The 18,150-nt window shown below is 41.4% G+C and carries 14 protein-coding genes; 6 read left to right on the top strand and 8 right to left on the bottom strand.

The annotated features are described in order from the left end of the window. Nucleotides 1-84: 84 nt before the first annotated feature. Complete coding sequence (locus tag G596_RS0107395; RefSeq protein WP_022761201.1) at nucleotides 85-1,872, bottom strand: methyl-accepting chemotaxis protein; 1,788 nt, start codon at nucleotides 1,870-1,872, stop codon at nucleotides 85-87. Between the two features lie 13 nt (nucleotides 1,873-1,885). After that, nucleotides 1,886-3,181 carry an ABC transporter substrate-binding protein gene (locus G596_RS0107390; protein WP_022761200.1) on the bottom strand — a complete coding sequence of 432 codons (1,296 nt, stop codon included), beginning with the start codon at nucleotides 3,179-3,181 and terminating at the stop codon, nucleotides 1,886-1,888. A 281-nt stretch (nucleotides 3,182-3,462) separates the two neighbouring features. Here G596_RS0107390 and G596_RS0107385 point away from each other — a divergent pair, with 281 nt between their 5' ends. Then, nucleotides 3,463-5,142: a M3 family oligoendopeptidase gene (locus tag G596_RS0107385; RefSeq protein WP_022761199.1), complete on the top strand. Its 1,680-nt coding sequence runs from the start codon at nucleotides 3,463-3,465 to the stop codon at nucleotides 5,140-5,142. A 72-nt stretch (nucleotides 5,143-5,214) separates the two neighbouring features. On the opposite strand, the gene G596_RS0107380 is transcribed toward G596_RS0107385, so the two are convergent. Further along, the gene (locus G596_RS0107380; protein ID WP_022761198.1) at nucleotides 5,215-5,727 is read right to left on the bottom strand and encodes a helix-turn-helix domain-containing protein; all 513 of its coding nucleotides are present in this window, start codon (nucleotides 5,725-5,727) and stop codon (nucleotides 5,215-5,217) included. Between the two features lie 148 nt (nucleotides 5,728-5,875). After that, entirely contained in the window at nucleotides 5,876-8,278 is a 2,403-nt protein-coding gene (locus G596_RS0107375) for a ribonucleoside triphosphate reductase (protein WP_022761197.1), read from the bottom strand. Between the two features lie 237 nt (nucleotides 8,279-8,515). Here G596_RS0107375 and G596_RS0107370 point away from each other — a divergent pair, with 237 nt between their 5' ends. Together G596_RS0107370 and G596_RS0107365 are read left to right on the top strand one after the other, a co-directional pair. Beyond that, nucleotides 8,516-9,826, top strand: coding sequence for an FIST signal transduction protein (locus G596_RS0107370; RefSeq protein WP_022761196.1), 1,311 nt, complete (start codon nucleotides 8,516-8,518; stop codon nucleotides 9,824-9,826). A gap of 18 nt (nucleotides 9,827-9,844) precedes the next feature. Continuing rightward, nucleotides 9,845-10,498: a phosphatase PAP2 family protein gene (locus G596_RS0107365; protein ID WP_022761195.1), complete on the top strand. Its 654-nt coding sequence runs from the start codon at nucleotides 9,845-9,847 to the stop codon at nucleotides 10,496-10,498. 30 nt (nucleotides 10,499-10,528) lie between these two features. On the opposite strand, the gene G596_RS0107360 is transcribed toward G596_RS0107365, so the two are convergent. Continuing rightward, entirely contained in the window at nucleotides 10,529-11,335 is an 807-nt protein-coding gene (locus G596_RS0107360; RefSeq protein WP_022761194.1) for a lysophospholipase, read from the bottom strand. A gap of 145 nt (nucleotides 11,336-11,480) precedes the next feature. Here G596_RS0107360 and G596_RS0107355 point away from each other — a divergent pair, with 145 nt between their 5' ends. After that, nucleotides 11,481-12,425 (top strand): type I phosphomannose isomerase catalytic subunit, encoded by a 945-nt coding sequence (locus G596_RS0107355; protein WP_022761193.1) that lies wholly within the window; start codon nucleotides 11,481-11,483, stop codon nucleotides 12,423-12,425. Nucleotides 12,426-12,665: 240 nt separating this feature from the next. Further along, nucleotides 12,666-13,808, top strand: coding sequence for a hypothetical protein (locus G596_RS0107345; RefSeq protein WP_022761191.1), 1,143 nt, complete (start codon nucleotides 12,666-12,668; stop codon nucleotides 13,806-13,808). A gap of 164 nt (nucleotides 13,809-13,972) precedes the next feature. Here the strand turns inward: G596_RS0107345 and G596_RS0107340 are convergent, their stop codons facing one another. Together G596_RS0107340 and G596_RS21370 are read right to left on the bottom strand one after the other, a co-directional pair. Further along, nucleotides 13,973-15,724, bottom strand: a complete 1,752-nt coding sequence (locus G596_RS0107340; protein ID WP_022761190.1) for a carbon starvation CstA family protein — start codon at nucleotides 15,722-15,724, stop codon at nucleotides 13,973-13,975. Nucleotides 15,725-15,762: 38 nt separating this feature from the next. Next, the gene (locus G596_RS21370) at nucleotides 15,763-16,353 is read right to left on the bottom strand and encodes a hypothetical protein (protein WP_022761189.1); all 591 of its coding nucleotides are present in this window, start codon (nucleotides 16,351-16,353) and stop codon (nucleotides 15,763-15,765) included. 154 nt (nucleotides 16,354-16,507) lie between these two features. Here G596_RS21370 and G596_RS25190 point away from each other — a divergent pair, with 154 nt between their 5' ends. After that, a complete protein-coding gene (locus G596_RS25190) occupies nucleotides 16,508-16,756 on the top strand; it encodes a hypothetical protein (protein ID WP_196805204.1) in 249 nt (82 codons plus the stop codon). A 24-nt stretch (nucleotides 16,757-16,780) separates the two neighbouring features. On the opposite strand, the gene G596_RS0107325 is transcribed toward G596_RS25190, so the two are convergent. Beyond that, a complete protein-coding gene (locus G596_RS0107325) occupies nucleotides 16,781-18,097 on the bottom strand; it encodes a diguanylate cyclase domain-containing protein (RefSeq protein WP_022761187.1) in 1,317 nt (438 codons plus the stop codon). Between the last annotated feature and the right edge of the window lie 53 nt (nucleotides 18,098-18,150).

Here is an 18,150-nt window from a genome sequence, read left to right as displayed (position 1 = left end):
AATAACATGCGATATATAAAAGAGGCTATGAATTATAGAGAATATTCATAACCTCTTTAAATAATTAATTAAAGATATAATATATTACAACGATTTAAACTTTTCGGTTGTTTCATTTAACTGCTCGGTAACATCAGTATTTTGATTGATAGCAAGTGATATCTTTTTGATTCCGCCGACAATCTCGGTAGAGCTCTCAGCAGACAGTGAAATCGCTTTTGAACTCTCCTGAATGGAAGTGGTTATCATTTGGATAGATTCTGCCATTTCAGTCATTATTTCATTTAGATTTTCAGCTTTTTCGGTGAAGGATACAAGCATATCGTCCATCAAATCGGCTGTATGCTCATATTTTTCGCCTGTATCAACGAATTCATCATAATCTGCAAGAACGGTACCATTGATGAAATCCAGGGCATTCTGAGCGTTTTTAGCCAGTTTATTAACTGCTTCGGTTACTTCATTGCTTATAACCTGTATGTTTGCAGCGGTTTGTCTGCTGTTGTCGGCAAGGGCGCTAATTTCTGTTGCTACGACAGAAAAACCCTTTCCGGCTTCTCCGGCTCTTGCAGCCTCAATGGAAGCATTTAGCGAGAGCAGATTGGTTTGTGAAGCTATATCAAGTATGGTATTGGTAAGTTCGCTGATCTGTTCGACTTTCTCTGAATCCTTAACTGATTGAGAAAGTGTTTCGGAAAGAGCGGACATTTGATTGCCGGCATCGGCTTTTTTAGTGGTTACGCGAGATTTTAGCGTATTAGCCTCTTCTTTAATAGCGATTGCCGTTGCTGTACCTTTCTCAGCTTCATCTGTAATGGCCTTTGTAGCACCTGTGACATTATTAACTTTAGAATTAATAGATGACACTGTTTCTGCAAGTGTCTCCATGTTTGCAGACAATTCTTCAAGGGCAGCTGAGGAATTTGTAACATTGTCGTCAGCCATCCTCAGTTGAGAAGCAACCTCTTCTGAAGAAGAAGTAAGTATCTGTGAACCATTCTTGACATCACGCATGATTCCTTGCAAAGTCTCGATAAAATGATTGATACCACCTGTTATAAATAACAGCTCTGATTTAGTTTTTGTTTTAATTCTAGCGGTCAAATCACCATTTCCCTGCTCAATGTCCGAGATGATTTTGTTTACTTCATCACTTATAGAGCGGATCTTTCTCACAATATTTTTATAACTTATAAAGAAATTGATAATAATCAGTATTAGAATTACAGCCATACCGACCATTGCAACAATTTTTCCGGATGCAAGGAGGGCATTCATCGAAGTTATTGTTGCGTCCGACTGAGATGAAATTGCGTTATCAAGAGCTTTAGCGGAGTGGAAGATTGCAATTTTCTGAATCTCGGCTTTATCAAAGAGTATTTTATAAGCGGATTCCTGGTCTCCGGCGTCACATTTTGCGATGGCGGAATCGATAAGATTCGATAATCTTTGATACTGATTTGATATTTCTCCAAGCTGCGTTGTAGCTTCTTCATCATTGGCTGAAGCAAAATCTTCATTCAGGGCCTTTATATCGCTTTCAATGGTTGAACGTACGGCATTTATCTGCGGAAGAAGGGCTTCCTTTGTTTCAACAGCATCAGCAGCGATATATCCCATAGTCTGATCGTATAAAGACATTACATCGGATTTTAATGCCGCTTCATGCTGAGTCAGGGTCATCATTGAGCCAAACATCTGAATACTGCTGTTTGTGGATCTTTGCATGGATGACATAACAAGATTCATTACAACTATGAAAGCTATCAGCATTAAAAGATTCAGAGCCATAAGTTGAAACAAGATTGAATCTTTCTTTTTGACTGTTATATTAGCTGGATTTTTTAATTCGTTACTAGTGTTATTACTCATTCTGCCACCCTCCTTAAAGCTTTGAATACCATTCGGAAGTGATGGATTTGACTTCATTTATAAAGCCTTCTGGATCCAGCTCTCCGGTGGCGAATTTATAGAAAGCAAATGAGAGACCATTTTGTCCCAGTCCGGATGGCATATTCTGCCAGTGCCAGTTTGATGTCTTTCCGGCAGAAATATAACTTGATATGACCTTGGCGAACGGGTCAGAAGCTACATATTTACAGTCCGTAAAGGGACTGATAAATCCTGCGCTTTCAACAAGAATTTTCTGGCCGGAGTCCTCGGAGCACCATTGGAGGAATGCCTTTGCTTCTTCTACATTTCCTTCCTTGGGAATGGCCCACCAGGATGGAGCACTGGTAAGGATTGTGTCCTGTCCGTCCAAGAAACAATATGGAAGCATTCCTACCTCAAAGTTTCCTGCAGCTGCATAATCTGCGGAAGAATCGCCTGTCATTGTAGCGCCTATCCAGGATCCCTGTGTTACGAAAGCATATTTTCCGGCTGCAAAATTGGCAACCTGTTCGTTGTATGCGCTTTCCGTAAGAACCGCAGGATCAGAATACTTTATAAAAAGGCTGATCATATTTGCAAAGGCTGAAAAACGCTCATCATCAATTTTTCCACCATCATTAAGCATATCAATATAAGTGGTATCAGTCCTGCCAAGTCCTGAGTCAAGGTAGGTGCCAAAGATATGGTTGCCTGCTGACCATCCTACATCATTTGGCTCTGCACAAAAGCCGATTACAGCGGTAAGACCAAGCTCGTTCTTTTTAGAATCAATGGTCTCAAATGCTGATTGCAGGGATTCCGGACCTGTGATTGAAGCAGGACCAATTCCGCATGAGGACAGGATGTTTGCATTATAGGCAAGGCCTATAGCCTCTGTAGTATAGGGGAATCCCAGAACGCCATAAGTGCTATCGGAATAGGAAGCATCAGTGCGTTGTACCCAGTCCTGGTCGCTTAAATCTTCAAGAAGACCATCCCAGTTACTGAAACCGGAAGCTTCGCAAGCGATTATATCAGGCATCTGATCGGAAAGATAATATCCCTTAAGCGTAGCCTGTGCATCTACGCCGGCGGGAACATTTATGACATTTACAGAGACGCCTGACTCTTTGGAGTATTCTTTTGCAAGATCCTCGATTTGAGAACCTACTTCGCTTTTTATGTTAAGTAGGGTAATAGTGCCGGATTCTGCAGGTTGTTCTGCTTCCTGGGCAGTTTTTGAGCATCCTGCGGACATAAGAATTAGCGAAAAGGCAGTAATTACGGAAATAATCTTTCTGTATACCATTTTTACCCATCCTTTCTGTGCAAAAACAAGAGAGATAATACAGTACTATTTTAATTATATAGGCTAATAGTCGGCTGAATAATAAAAAGTTTATTAAATATCATTATATAGATTAACTAAATTGTATTAACAGATACGGTATCAGAACATCATTACATCAGAACATCAATATATCAACACGCGCCGCAACAAATAGCGTACAATTAAGTATTCCTTGTAAAATAGCGGCTAAAATACTATAATCGAAGGGCAGTATCTTTTAGAAAGACGAGGAAAAACGCATGAAATTTTCAGAGATGCCATATGAACACATAGATATGGATAAAGTGAAGGCTTTTTTTGAAAAGCTGATGGCGGACAGTAAGGACGCTAAGAGTGGAGAGGAGCAATTTGCACTCCACAAGAGCTACTATGATTTTATGAACGATATCAGAACCAATATGACCATAGGATGCTTTAGACATGATGTGGATACCAAAGAGGAGTTTTATGCCAAGGAGCAGGAATATATTGACGAAATCAGACCTGTTATTGCACAGTATGATAACGACTACAAGAAGCTCATTTATAATTCGCCCTACAGAGATTATCTTGAGGAAAAGATCGGCAAGGTAGCTTTTAAAAATATGGAGCTTGAATTTGCTTCCATTGACGAGAAAATTCTTCCGCTTATGCAGGAAGAGAACGCCCTCATCAATAAGTATGACAATATTATTGCCTCTGCAAGGATTCCTTTTAAGGGAGAAGAGTACAATATTTCATTGCTGAGAAAATTCCTTACAGGTAACGACAGAGATGATCGTAAGGCGGCCTGGAAGGCTCTTTCAGACTACTTTATGTCTGTGACCGATGAAATTGACGATATTTATGATAAACTCGTTAAAAACAGGACAAAACAGGCAAAAGAACTGGGATATGAGAACTACATCGAGCTTGGATACAACCGTATGATGAGAAATTCTTACAGAAGACCTCAGGTTGAGAATTTCAGAAAGCAGGTTAAGGACTCATTTGTTCCGCTTGTTTGCAAGATTCAGGAGAAACGCCGCGAAGAGATTGGCGTTACAGAGCTCAAGTACTATGATAACGAGGTTTATTTTAAAAACGGAAATCCTGCACCGATCGGGACACCTGAGGAGATCATGAAAGCCGGACAGGATATGTACAGAGAGCTTTCGCCTGAAACAGCTGAATTTATCGATGTTATGATCGAGAACGAGCTCTTTGATGTACTTGGAAGAAAGAACAAGAAACAGGGCGGATATATGGATTTCTTGCCGAAATACAAGGTTCCGTTCATTTTCGCTAATTTCAACGGTACAGCCGGTGATGTAGACGTTGTCACACATGAGTGCGGACATGCATTCCAGGGTTATGTGACAAAAGATGAAGAGATTACCGAGCACAACGATATAACGATGGAAACGGCAGAGATTCATTCAATGTCAATGGAGTATTTCACCTACAACTGGATGGATAAGTTCTTTGGTGACAGAAAAGATGATTACTTCAAGATGCACATAAGAGATTCAATTACATTCATTCCTTACGGATGTATGGTTGATGAATTCCAGCATATAGTATATGAGAAGCCTGAGATGACACCAGCTGAGAGAAAACAGGTATGGAAGGATCTGGAAAAGACCTACAGACCATGGCTCGATTTTGATGGGGATCCGTTCTTTGCAGAAGGTGGGTTCTGGCAGAAGCAGGGACATATTTTCTGGTCACCTTTCTACTACATCGATTATGTACTTGCAAGTGTAATCGCAATGCAATTTAAGGTATGGATGGATAAGGATTACAAGGATGCTTGGAAACATTATCTTGATCTTTGTAAGATTTCAGCAAGCAAGTTCTATGAAGATATGCTGGATGAGGTTGGATTAAAGAGTCCCTTCAGGGATGGCACAATCGCTGAACTTGCAGTAAACATGCAGGATAAGGCCAATTTGGAATAAAAAACGTAAAATAAAATGGCATGTGTTATTCTTCACATGCCATTTTTAATGCTCTAATTGTAGAATTATGCGTTATTTCTTTGCTAAAAGCGCATTCAGCTTCTCTTTGTTAATCTGGCCATTTGCTACGGTATTAGCCATCCAGATCTTAAGAGACTCTACTGTCTGGTCAATCTGAGCGAGCTGCTTCTGGATATTAACGAAATCAGGAAGCTCGTCATCAGAGATAATGCCATCTGCAGTGATGTCTATAAGCCTGTTTCTCTGTTCGTCAAGCGAATTGAGAGAAGAAAGCATGGCAAGTACAATCTCGGAGAGAGTTGACTCTTTGGCAACAGGTACGGAATCCTGACCGATTCTGCACTCGTGTGTACAGTAAAAATTGCATAATTCCGGCTTTTTATAAGCCTCTGCCATAGCAACAACATCTTCCGGCTGAATCGCAGTCTTTTCGGTTTCTATTTTTTCAAGGCGGCTTTCGCTGATAAAACCGATACGCTCACTGGCCTGTGCTCTTGTGAGACCTGCTTCCTCGCGGCTTTCAAAGTAAATATTCTTGTTTTCCTTGATGGATTTTTTCCCCATTTTTGCTCCTCCATAGAACTCTTTCATTCAATAATATACGAGATTACAGCACTTGTCTAATAATATATGCAGGCAATTTGAAAATTACACAATAAAAACCCCGGAGATCCGGAGTTTTTATCGTAGAAGAAGGTTTATAGAATAAGGATTATACTGCTGTGTTCTGCTTTGTATGATTTATCCATCCCTTTATATCTGATACTCCGGGATATAACTTATATCCGCCCCCTTCGGGGATGGCAAGTGTGGGAGCCTGCATGATACCCAGCTCCTGAGCAAGGTCTGAGTTGTCATTTGCATCCATAAGCTCGTACTTGACACCGGCTGTATCCAGAAGAGCAGTGGCTATTTTGCAATTTGGACAAGTCTTTGTCTTGAATAAAAGTACCGAATTCATATCGGGTGTTTTTATATTTATCAGGTTGTTTTCAAGCTCTGCGGCAGTTTTTACTGAAACTGATACATTCTCGCGTTTCAAAGTTGAATGTGCTACATCATATACTTTTCGATCTTTATATTCCTGAGCCTTACCATCGTTCCAGTTTGCAACAGGACGATAATAACCTGTAATACGGCTGTAAACCTCGGTTTTTGCACCGCATATAGGACAAACAGTCTGCTCACCGGAGAGATATCCGTGTTCCTTACAAATAGAATAGGTTGGTGACATTGTGTAGTAAGGAAGCTTGTAGTTCTCGGCAATTTTTCGCACAAGATTGGCAGCGGCTTTCCAGTCAGGAAGCTTTTCTCCTAAAAATGCATGGAATACGGTTCCCGAGGTATACAATGTCTGTAATTCATCCTGAATATCAAGAGCTGAGAAAATATCCTCAGTGTAGCCTACAGGCAGATGGGATGAATTGGTGTAATAAGGCGTTTCAGCCATGTTCGCGGTTATGATATCTGGATAAAGTTCCTTATCATGCTTAGCAAAGCGATATGTGGTGGATTCAGCAGGTGTAGCCTCGAGGTTGTAGAGATCACCGTACTGCTCCTGGTAATCGGATAGACGGTCTCTCATATGGGTGAGAACTTCCTTGGTAAACTGCTGAACTTTCTCGTTTGTCATGTCGGCTCTAAGCCACTTTGCATTCAGACCCACTTCGTTCATTCCGATAAGTCCAATGGTTGAGAAGTGGTTGCTGAAGGATCCGAGATATCTCTTGGTGTAAGGATATAAGCCCTGTTCAAGAAGTTTGCTAATAACCTGACGCTTAGTATTAAGGCTTCTTGCAGCGACATCCATGAGATGATCCAATTGACTGTAGAAGTCATTTTTGTCCTTCGCAAGGTATGCAATTCTGGGCATGTTGATAGTAACTACGCCGATAGAACCTGTTGATTCGCCGGACCCGAAGAATCCGCCTGATTTTTTCCTTAGTTCGCGAAGATCGAGGCGCAGCCTGCAGCACATGGAACGAACATCGCTGGGCTCCATGTCTGAATTTATATAATTTGAGAAATACGGTGTGCCGTATTTTGCAGTCATTTCGAAGAGAAGTTTGTTATTTTCAGTCTCGCTCCAATCAAAATCACTTGTTATTGAATAGGTGGGGATGGGATACTGGAATCCACGTCCGTTGGCATCTCCTTCAATCATTATCTCGATAAATGCCTTGTTGACCATGTCCATCTCACGCTGGCAGTCGCCATAGGTGAAATCAACTTCTTTTCCGCCGACAATAGCGTTAAGGTTCCTAAGATCGGTAGGAACGGTCCAATCCAGAGTGATGTTGGAAAACGGTGCCTGTGTGCCCCATCTGCTTGGAGTATTGACTCCGTAAACAAAGGACTGGATACACTGCTTGACATCTTCATAGGAAAGGTTATCAATTTTCACGAAAGGAGCAAGATATGTATCAAATGACGAGAAAGCCTGCGCACCTGCCCACTCGTTCTGCATGATTCCAAGGAAATTGACCATCTGGTTGCAAAGAGTGGAGAGATGGTTGGCAGGAGCGGATGTAATCTTGCCGGGAATGCCGCCAAGTCCTTCCTGAATCAGCTGTTTAAGACTCCATCCTGCGCAATATCCTGATAGCATGGCAAGGTCATGGATGTGAATTGCAGCGCTTCTGTGAGCTTTTGCAATCTCTTCGTCATATACCTCTGACAGCCAGTAATTTGCTGTAATGGCGCCTGAATTTGAGAGAATGAGACCACCGATAGAGTAGGTAACCGTTGAATTCTCCTTAACACGCCAGTCATTGATTTTGAGGTAGTCATTTACAAGATCCTTGTAGTTTAAAAGTGCAGAGTTGATATTGCGGACCTTCTCACGCTGTTTTCTGTAGAGAATGTAAGTCTTGGCAACGTCGGAATAACCTGATTCTGAGAGCACTTTCTCAACACTGTCCTGAATCTGTTCTACTGTTATCTTATTGTTTGAGATTTTGCTTTCGAAATCTGAAGCTACCCGAAGAACCACAAGATCTATCACACTTGTGTGATAGGGCTTATCAAGAGCTACAAAAGCTTTGATTATAGCAGATGATATTTTTGAAATATCAAAACTCGCAATACTACCGTCTCGTTTTACTACATCATACATAAGAACACCCCCAAAAAACTTAAATACCCACTACATATAAGGTATCACATAAAATGTGGACGGTCAATATATAGGCAATTTATTAATTATAAACACTATATATTGTGTTATCCGTTTCTTTGCGGCAAAAACGGCATGATTACAAGTGTTTCTTAAAAGAGCTATTTCAGATATGTTTTGTTTGCCTTATAATATTAGACGTGATAAATTATTTTCTTATGACAGAGGTTAATGCAATTGAAACAATTTAATTATGAATTTACTGCAGCATCAGAGGTAACCAAGGCTTTATCAGAGGTCTATGCATATACTCAGAGAACGTCGTTCAAGTCTATACTTTTCCACTTGTACACCATAGCATTTGGCAGGGAAGAGATACATGAAATCCAGCAGGAAATAAAAGAGATGTATCCCGATGCACATATAGCAGGTACCAGTTCAAATGGGGACATCTGTGATGGCCATTTGGCTGAATACGGACTGGTTATGGCTGTTTCTATTTTTGAGAGTACAGAGATTGGTGTTCATCTTTTTGAAACAGAAGAAGGCCGCGAAGAGGACACGGGAAGAGATATTTGTCGCAGCATAGATGTAACGGATAGCATAAAAGCCGCAGAAATACTTATGACCTTGAAATCTATAAACAGTACCAAGATTCTCAGGGAAGCTGAAAAGTGCGAGAAAAGTGTAAAAATCTTTGGGGCAGGTAGTGCAGGGAAAAAGATTGAAGAAAACGTAACAATGGTTATCGGGGATACTGAAACGTCGGAGCATGGCGTAGTTCTTGTGACTTACTCGGGTGATGATTTTCATATAGATATTCATCATGCTATCGGATGGAAGCCGCTCGGAAGAGATCTGACCGTAACCAGGATAGAGGATAAGAGGCTGTACGAGCTTGACGGGGTGCCGGCAGGTGATATCTACAGTAAATATCTGGACATACAGGCAGATGAGAATTTCTTTGCCAATATTTTGGAATTCCCGATTATGTCCAACCAGCATGGACATGAAGTACTGCGTATGCCGTTTTCCTGCAATACCGAGGATAGATCACTAATGCTTGCGGCTGATATTAAGCAGGGTTCTAAGGTTAACCTGTCCTACGGAGATCCTGACGTTATTAAATCCGATGTTGAGGACCTTGTGTGGAATGTAAGAAGCTTTGCTCCACAGGCAGTATTTCTGTATTCCTGCGGCGTCAGACGCCTCTATTGGAAATATCTGATTAATAAGGAGACCGGTCCATTCAGCCTGATTGCGCCTGTAAGTGGTTTTTATTCAAGTGGCGAGATCATGCGTATGGGTGAATACATAATAGAACATCATATTACGCTTATGGCTATCGGAATGCGAGAGGGCGGACAGGCTATGTCGCAGCCTACCGGTATAGGAGATAAGGAGATAGAGGTTCCTGAGGAGCACAAGATGCATGATCAGCTGTCAATGGTTAGAAGATTGGCTAATTTCATAAATGTGACAGCAGCTGAGCTTCGGGAAGCAAATGAGAATCTGCAGGAAAAATTGCAGGATAGAACTAAAAATTAATAGGAGATATAATAAATTATGAAAAGTAGAAAAAGTTTTGTTGTTTCGGGGGTTTTTGCTCTTCTTGCGCTGATTCTGATTATTCTTGTTAAGAATGTGGATGTTGCCGTAGTTCCGGAGACGGGCAAGCCGATGGGATTTTATAGCATAAATACTGCATTTCATAACATTTTCGGAATAAATATCATATGGTATAGAATAACGGAGATTTTCGGAATTCTTGCACTTCTGGTGTGTGCTGTGTTTGCTTTGATCGGACTTTTACAACTTATAAAAAGAAAAAGCATAACCGAAGTCGACCCTGTTATCATAAAGCTTGGATGCCTTTATGCGGTGGTTATAGCTCTTTATGCATTGTTTGAAAAGGTGATTATCAATTACAGGCCGATAATAATGCCGGATGCTACCGAAGCGGAAGCTTCATTCCCGTCTTCGCATACAATGCTCATCTGCGTGGTAATGGCCAGCACAATTATGGTAATTGGGAATTATATTAAAGATGAAAAGCTGTTGAAGCTTCTGAAGATCTGCTGCGCAGTAATTATGGTTGTTACCGTAGTGGGCAGACTTATCTGCGGAGTACACTGGCTTACAGATATTCTTGGAGGAATTCTTATAAGTTCGGCACTCCTTTTCCTATTTAAAGGCATAGCAGATAAGGATCTAAGATAATAATAGCAAGAGATATTAAATATATATGAGTTAGTGACTGGCCCAGTCAGCGATAATGTCCGCTGTCTGGGTTATTTGATTATAATTGGTGATTTCCGGCTCTCCATCACCGTTTTGGATACCATAACTTCCAAAATAGGAATGAATGCCGCCGAGAATGATATGCTCCTCGGAATCCTTAGGCCAGTATTTCTTGCTCTTTTCATAATTTTCACGATCGAGTACTTGGTCATTCGAGCCATAAATCGAAAGGAGACGGAGATTGCTGTTTGATAGATCTTCCGTCGGATATGAAGCGCAAAGAATAATTCCGCTGTACTCAGAAGACATAGTTACATCTTCTGAACTGCCGCCTTCTTCGGGGATGAGGTTTTTCCCAAGATGAACACATGCAGCAACGCCTCCGAGAGAATGCCCTGCCAAGTACCAGTCGAGTTCCTCAGCTTCCTTGTTGAATTCCTCATACCCGGAAGTGATTCGGTCTACTGCATTTGTGCTAAGCAGTGCCAGGTTTTCAGGCATTCTTGGTAAAAGGCATATATATCCTCTTGCAGCAAGCTCATACATAAGTCCGTTGTAGGAGGTATATTCTACTTTTCCGCCCGGATAAAATACAATAACAGCCTTAATTTCCTGCTTTTGAGGGATAAAGACCGCTCCGTCTTTGGTTGAATATGAGTGCACGTCATTTCGAAGTAATTCCTGAATGTTCTCGGTAATGCTCAGGTCTGCGCGGTAGTAGCTGCTTGTGTACAGCTTGAAAGCGATTATGAGAACAGCAGCAATAAAAATGAGTGCTATTATTATCCATTTAAGAAATTTTTTTATTTTTTTCAAAGCATCACGCCTTCTTTGTTTGATTATTTCTAATTCAGTATATCACAATATGAGAGTCATAATTGTAATAGTTGCATAAATATGATTTAAGATACTATAATAAAATTCCCAATTCAGTATTATGTAATAAAAAGAGAGGATAAAAATGTCAATATTAAAGCTAAAAGCAGCCACAAAAGATTACTTGTGGGGTGGAAACAAGCTTGTGGATGAGTTCGGAAAAATCCCGGCAGGTGATGTTACCGCAGAGAGCTGGGAACTTTCATGTTATCCGGGTAGCGAATCGGTAATAGAGAACGGAGATTTTGCGAATAAGACCATTACTGAATATATACAGCAAAACGGCAGGGGAGTTCTGGGATCAAAATGTGAACAGTTCAAAGATTTTCCTGTCCTTATCAAGTTCATTGATGCAAAAAAGGATCTTTCATTACAGGTTCATCCGTCCGATGAATATGCAAAAGAGCATGAAAATCAGTATGGTAAAACCGAAATGTGGTACATTATCGATGCTGAAAAGGATGCCTTTATATACTATGGGTTCAACCGTGAGATTACAAAGGATGAATTTGCGGCAAGGATTGAAAACCAAACTCTCACAGAGGTTCTGAATGCGTATCCCGTAAAAAAAGGAGACGTTATTTTTATAGAGTCGGGAACCCTGCATGCTATAGGTGCGGGCATACTTCTTGCTGAAATTCAGCAGAATTCGAATGTAACATACCGCGTATATGATTATGGCAGACGTGATAAAAATGGCAATCTGAGGGAGTTACATGTAGAAAAAGCCATGGATGTTACTACGCTTGCGCCGGTTACTAAGGTTCACCCTAAGGACGGTCACATCGCTGCATGTAAGTATTTCACTGTGGACAAAGTTGTTACATCACAACAGACTGGCAACAAATTCTGCGGAAATATCGGAAAGGAATCCTTCCTTCATGTACTTATAGTGGATGGAAGCGGAATAATACGCTGTGAAGGCGAAGAAATGGAGTACAAAAAGGGTGATAGCTTTTTCCTTCCTGCAGGAAGTGGAGAATATGAGATAGAAGGATGCTGTGAAGCACTTCTTACCTATGAAGAATAAATAACAACTGTGATATAAAACTGAATTAATAACTGGAGGCCTTCCGCAAATTCTGCGGAAGGCTTTGTTTATATTCAGCGTGTTAGATGACCAACTTGTTACCAAGGTGTTACACATATTTCAATTTATCGAAAAAACACTTAAAAAATCCTTGACATTTTTTTGGCAAATGTTAGAATTGTTCCTATGTTGCAAAAAATTGCAAACATATAGACAATACCAAAAAGGAGGAAAAAAGTAATGGGGAAATTTTCTAGAATGGGGGCCGCCGCTCTTGTAGCAGCTTTATCATTTTCCATGGTTGCACCGATAAGTGCAAATGCGGAAATAATGAAGAATTATGATGCAGCGACGGATACATACACTTATTGTAACGAGGATACAAATGAGGTTGTAACTTTTAAGGCAGATGAGGGAAAGATGGAGGATACAAGCCTTCTTTATAACGAAAAGAAGGTTTATTACGTCAATGTAGGTCAGTATATGGAGATTCCTTCGATTTATACCACACCGGATGTCGTAAAGTTTACAGGTTTTAAGTCAAGCAGTAAGAATCTTAAACTCAGAATGTATGATTCTTTCGAAGCAACAAATACCGGAAGCCCGAAATATGCGTACTATAAGAAGGTGGATGGAAAAAAATTATATTTTTACAGAGATGTTAATGGAAACATGCAGTCTGCTGAGTGGGATGCGCTTAAGGAGATGTACAAGGGATCAGGATGGTACAGATTACAGTTCTATGCTAAGAAACCCGGTAAGTACAAGGTTAATTTTAACGCAGTTAACGCTCAGGGCGCTGTTGTAGCCAACAAGAGCATTACGATTATCGCTAAGGCTGATACGAGAGCAATCAAGTCAATTACCTTTGCCGGCAAGAATGTTCTAAAAGACACCGACGGAGATGGCAGAGACGATTATAGAAACTATTATGCAAAAACCGGCAACTACACAACAAAGAAAAAAGGTAAACTTGTTGTAACTGCCAATAAGGGTTATAAGATCAAAAAACTCGAAATAAGTAGTGCGGTTGTTGCAGCAGATAAGCCCGATGACGGATGGGAAGGAACAAAGAATAAAGGCACAGAAGAGGTTGATCTTAACGGAAACGGCAGAACAGATGATGTTGTAAACGGTCAGTCAGAGAAATCAGTAAACAGAGTCTGGAAAACCATTAAGAATAAGAAGACCTTAAAGCTCAGTACAACGAGCGAGGATGCAGAAGTAGATTACAGCCTGGTTAACAAGAAGGACAATAGCAAGACCAAGGTTAGAAAGACAAACGGAATAATTCATCCGACATTCCTTCGTGTAACATACTACGATACAAAGAATAAGAGGACAGTAAGAGAAGTATATGAGATATGGCTTCTCAAAAAGTAATTGATTATGAAAAGAAATAAAAACAGTTAAACAGTACTCGGCAAAAACTGAATAACAGTAAAAAGGCTTCCCCGATCGAAGCCTTCCCCTTTGGGGGGAAGGTGGCACGAAGTGCCGGATGAGGGGAAGCCTTTTTTCGTCTTCACGACAATTATTCGAATGATTTAAGCAACGTTCTCGTCTTTCTTGCCTGCATTCTTCTGATTTCTCTGTGCAATAAGTACCTTGGCAGCAATGCCTGCAAGTACAAGAGACAGAGCAACAAGAAGTACGGCGATTCCTGCCTGGATAAGAGCCCAAACATCTGCTGCACCTGTTGTGTAAGCAGTAAGCTTAGCTGTTATTGTCTGGAAAAGTGAGCAAACAGTTACAGCAAGCATAAAGATCATAGGAATGAAGAACATCTTGTTGTTCTTGCCTACAGCACCGAGCCATGTGCAAACAGCGATAAGACCTACAGCTGCAAGAAGCTGGTTTGCTGCACCGAACAGAGGCCAAATCTTTGTATAACCGGTCATACCAAGGCTTACACCAAGAACAACTGTTATTGCTGTTGCAACATAAGGATTGGCAAGTACCTTCTTGTATCCGGTAGCATCCTTTGCTGTTTGGCCCTGCTCAAGGAAGAACTCCTGGAACATGTATCTTGCAAGTCTTGTAGCTGTATCAAGTGATGTCAGGCAGAATACGGATACTGCAAGGATAAGCATCTGGTACATGATATTCTGTACGCCGGGAGCAAAGCTTCCGATCATAGCTGAAAGACCGCCGGCAAATACCTGTGTGGGGCTTGCGTAGGTTCCGTCAGAAGCTGCAGACCATACAAAGCCGATTGCACAAAGAGAGATAACAGCAACTGTACACTCGATGAGCATTGAGCCGTATGCAACGGGGCGTGCGTTCTTCTCATTATCAAGCTGCTTAGCGGTTGTTCCGGATGAAACAAGTGAGTGGAATCCGGAGATAGCGCCACATGCGATTGTTACGAAAAGTGCAGGGAAAGCGGTTCCTGTTGTGAATACGCCGGTTCCCTTAAGAGATGCATCTCCCATAGCGGGAACTGCAAACTGGCCGTGGCCTGTAACTACTGCACCGAGTACAGCAATAACACCTGCTGCAATCATGAAGTAGAGAAGGAAAGAGCTGAGATAATCTCTGGGCTGCAGAAGGATCCATACAGGAGTTACTGAAGCAACCAGGATGTAAGCTCCAAGTATCCACATCCAAGCGTTGTATGAGAGTGCGATAGGATGGAAGTTAAGGCCGATAGCCACAATAGCAGCTATGCCAACACATCCGAATACAGAAGCAACACCTACAGGGGCATTTTTTCTGTAAACAAAATAACCAAATACCATAGCAAGTGCTATGAAAAGTAATGAAATCATTGCTGTGGACTCGTTTGCGGCAAGAGTTGCACCCTCAACAGCAGCGCCTGCAGCGGTAGTTGTACCAAAAGTACTTGCTACGATTGAACTGAAGGCTGCTACAACGAGCAGAAGTGTCAGATAGCCGAAAGTAAGGAACAACTTCTTAGCTGTTCTTCCCATGGAATCATCAATGATTTCGCCGATAGACTGTCCCTTGTGACGAAGGGAAGCGAAAAGAGCGCCAAAATCATGGACACCTCCAAAGAAAATACCTCCGATAAGAACCCAGAGCAGAACCGGAACCCATCCGAAAACTGCGGCCTGAATAGGACCGTTGATGGGGCCTGCACCTGCGATTGATGAAAAATGGTGACCCATAAGTACGGGTGTTTTTGCGGGAACATAGTCCATGCCATCCTCAAGCTCGTGAGCCGGAGTCTTACGGCTGGGATCGATTCCCCACTGTTTTGCAAGCCAGCCGCCATAGAAAACATAACCGGCAGCGAGGATTGCAACACTTACAATAAGTAATACTGCTGCATTCATACTTTTTCTCCTCCTTAGAAATCCCCTTAGGGTATATGTCAACTGACGGATTTATAATCCAGATCAGTTGCAGCCTCAGTGATGTTATTACAGATAACATGTGTTTTGCTATAGACATCCGAAAGCAGTTCTTTCAGCTCGCGCCCTGAATAATTGGTGCTTACTTCACCATCATCCATGGAAATAACCGCGAGCCTAGCCTCGCTGTGTCCACGGAAATTGAAAAGATAACCTCTGTCGTAACGGAACTTTCGAATGGCCTTTTTTAATGGTTTATCCGGTGTCTTGGAAGTCAGAATCACGAAAGTCAGATATGTGCACATGTGATCCTTCTCGGGATATTTCTCGCCGTGTCTTACCAGTTCAGGTTCTGCGTAATCCGTGATGACCGACATGATGTCATTAAGAGTGTCCTCTGTCAGCGCGTCTTCCTTTATAAAAAGAACATGCTCAAATGCCTTGATGGACCAGAGAGTTGCTTCTTTTTTTAGTACATACTTTTCGCTGAGTGAGCAGAACCGTGCGTATGCGGCGTAATCAGTGTCCCCCAAACTGAAATTTTCAGTGATATCGAAGCTGGCTTCGTATCTGCGAAGAAGCTCCTTTAAATAAGCATCCCTGAAATTCATACAAACCTCTTTCCCATAATCAGTAATTCGTATAAAAACACTTCGAATTAACTGATTAAATATAACTTAGAGTCACTTTATCACTTTGACGCGCTATTGCAAGATGACAAATTTAATCAGTTTTTTTGAAAATAGATTAATTTTGTAATGTATTTTGGGAAATTTGCTATTTTTATGCGTTATATTTATACTTAATAAAGAGGCATCAAGTGCTGAATCTGACGGGGAGATAGAGAGCTCTGAGAGAGTTGCTCTTCCCTGCCCGTTTAAATGGCCGGTAAGGCTGGCAAATCTGAAGAGGTGTCTGCTGGTAACAAGAATTCCTGTCGAAGATACCGGTAAAGAGCTGGTGATTATAAATCTCCACCTGGAGGAGATTTTAATCAGGTCTTTTCAAACATAGAAAAATACCCTTAAATAACCAAGCTTAAGGGCATTTTATTGTTTCGATATCATATGTTACGGATACGTTTTGGGATTCGGTATTTCCGGCCCATTTATTAAGGATACGTTCAAGCACCACTTTTACCGAGTCTTCGCGATTTGACTCCGGAATCAGAAGCCAGAACTGATTTTTACCCTTTCTTGTGAATACATCGCTGAATCTCATGGATGATCTCAGAACACCGGCAAATGCATCCATTATTTCCTCAGTCCGGTCACTTTCAATACCTTCAGCAAAATTCAGTGTAATTATTCCAAACTGAACCAGAGAATTATAATTAAAAATTGAACGCTTTAAATAGCGGTAAACAGTTGTAAAGGCCTCGTTTGATACTTCATATGAGCCACTGGGTTCGCCTCGTTCATCAAGAACTGCGAAACTGTTCTTGATGTTGGTGTTGATGTCAGGAAGTGGCTTTGCATCATCTGACTGGAAAAGGCAAAAGCTGTGTTTACCGTTCTGCTTAACCTGGTAGAGTGCTTTATCGGCTTTTTTGAAAAGTTCTCCGTACTCTGTGCCCTCTGCAGGTACAAATACGGCTCCTACGGAGACTCCGAGCGGAATATCCACCTCATTTCCCAGAATTCTTTCGGCTTCGGCCTTCAGCATGCGGTTAAGCTGCTTGGTTTTGGCATCTATTATGAATTTATCCTTGATGTTGTTGCAGAAAATGATGAACTCATCACCGCCGATTCTGCCCACGACATCTTTATTCCTGATGACGGTTTTTAAAATTCCGGCAAAGCTCACAAGAACTTCATCGCCCGCATCGTGCCCTACGAGATCATTAACCAGTTTGAAGGAATCAAGGTCGATAACCATGAGGACTCCGGACCTGTGCTTACAGCACTCTGTGATCTCTGATTCAGCATAACTCTTGTTATATAATCCGGTAAGCAGATCCGTTCTGGCCTCAGCTTCGAGGTTTTTCATATGCTGAATATTGTCAAAAACACGCCCGACGCGGCTAAGAAGAATGTCCTTGCTGCAAGGCTTATGGATATAATCGGCAGCGCCGACCCTGAAACCCATTGTCTCCTGTTCCTCGCGTTCATCCGAGGTCATGAAAATCATGGGTACGCCTGAGCCGTATTTATCCTTGAATTTCTTTTGAAGCTCGAAACCGGACATGTGCGGCATAAGAAGATCTGTAATTACAAGTTGGGGATTTTCTTTATCAAAAACAGAAAGAGCCTCTTCACCTGAAGAAGCGCAGACTACGTCATAATCATTCTCAAGCATGGTTTTTGTAATGTAACGGTATATTTCTTCGTCATCTACAACCATAATTTTTTGCATAGTAATACCTCGGCTGTTTTTGTGCGCAGATTTCCGAGAACGTTACTATTTTA

Source organism: Butyrivibrio sp. AD3002 (assembly GCF_000420905.1).
Classification (GTDB): domain Bacteria; phylum Bacillota; class Clostridia; order Lachnospirales; family Lachnospiraceae; genus Butyrivibrio.
Note: the sequence above shows the minus strand (reverse complement) of the source record. Positions and strands in the feature narration are given on the sequence as shown.

Excerpts from the sequence above, each read along its gene's own strand:
- G596_RS0107340 (WP_022761190.1), bottom strand. The coding sequence starts at position 15,724 with ATGAATGCAGCAGTATTACTTATTGTAAGTGTTGCAATCCTCGCTGCC.
- G596_RS0107380 (WP_022761198.1), bottom strand. The coding sequence starts at position 5,727 with ATGGGGAAAAAATCCATCAAGGAAAACAAGAATATTTACTTTGAAAGC.
- G596_RS0107325 (WP_022761187.1), bottom strand. The coding sequence starts at position 18,097 with ATGCAAAAAATTATGGTTGTAGATGACGAAGAAATATACCGTTACATT.
- G596_RS0107395 (WP_022761201.1), bottom strand. The coding sequence starts at position 1,872 with ATGAGTAATAACACTAGTAACGAATTAAAAAATCCAGCTAATATAACA.
- G596_RS0107385 (WP_022761199.1), top strand. The coding sequence starts at position 3,463 with ATGAAATTTTCAGAGATGCCATATGAACACATAGATATGGATAAAGTG.
- G596_RS0107365 (WP_022761195.1), top strand. The coding sequence starts at position 9,845 with ATGAAAAGTAGAAAAAGTTTTGTTGTTTCGGGGGTTTTTGCTCTTCTT.
- G596_RS0107355 (WP_022761193.1), top strand. The coding sequence starts at position 11,481 with ATGTCAATATTAAAGCTAAAAGCAGCCACAAAAGATTACTTGTGGGGT.
- G596_RS0107345 (WP_022761191.1), top strand. The coding sequence starts at position 12,666 with ATGGGGAAATTTTCTAGAATGGGGGCCGCCGCTCTTGTAGCAGCTTTA.
- G596_RS0107390 (WP_022761200.1), bottom strand. The coding sequence starts at position 3,181 with ATGGTATACAGAAAGATTATTTCCGTAATTACTGCCTTTTCGCTAATT.
- G596_RS0107375 (WP_022761197.1), bottom strand. The coding sequence starts at position 8,278 with ATGTATGATGTAGTAAAACGAGACGGTAGTATTGCGAGTTTTGATATT.
- G596_RS21370 (WP_022761189.1), bottom strand. The coding sequence starts at position 16,353 with ATGAATTTCAGGGATGCTTATTTAAAGGAGCTTCTTCGCAGATACGAA.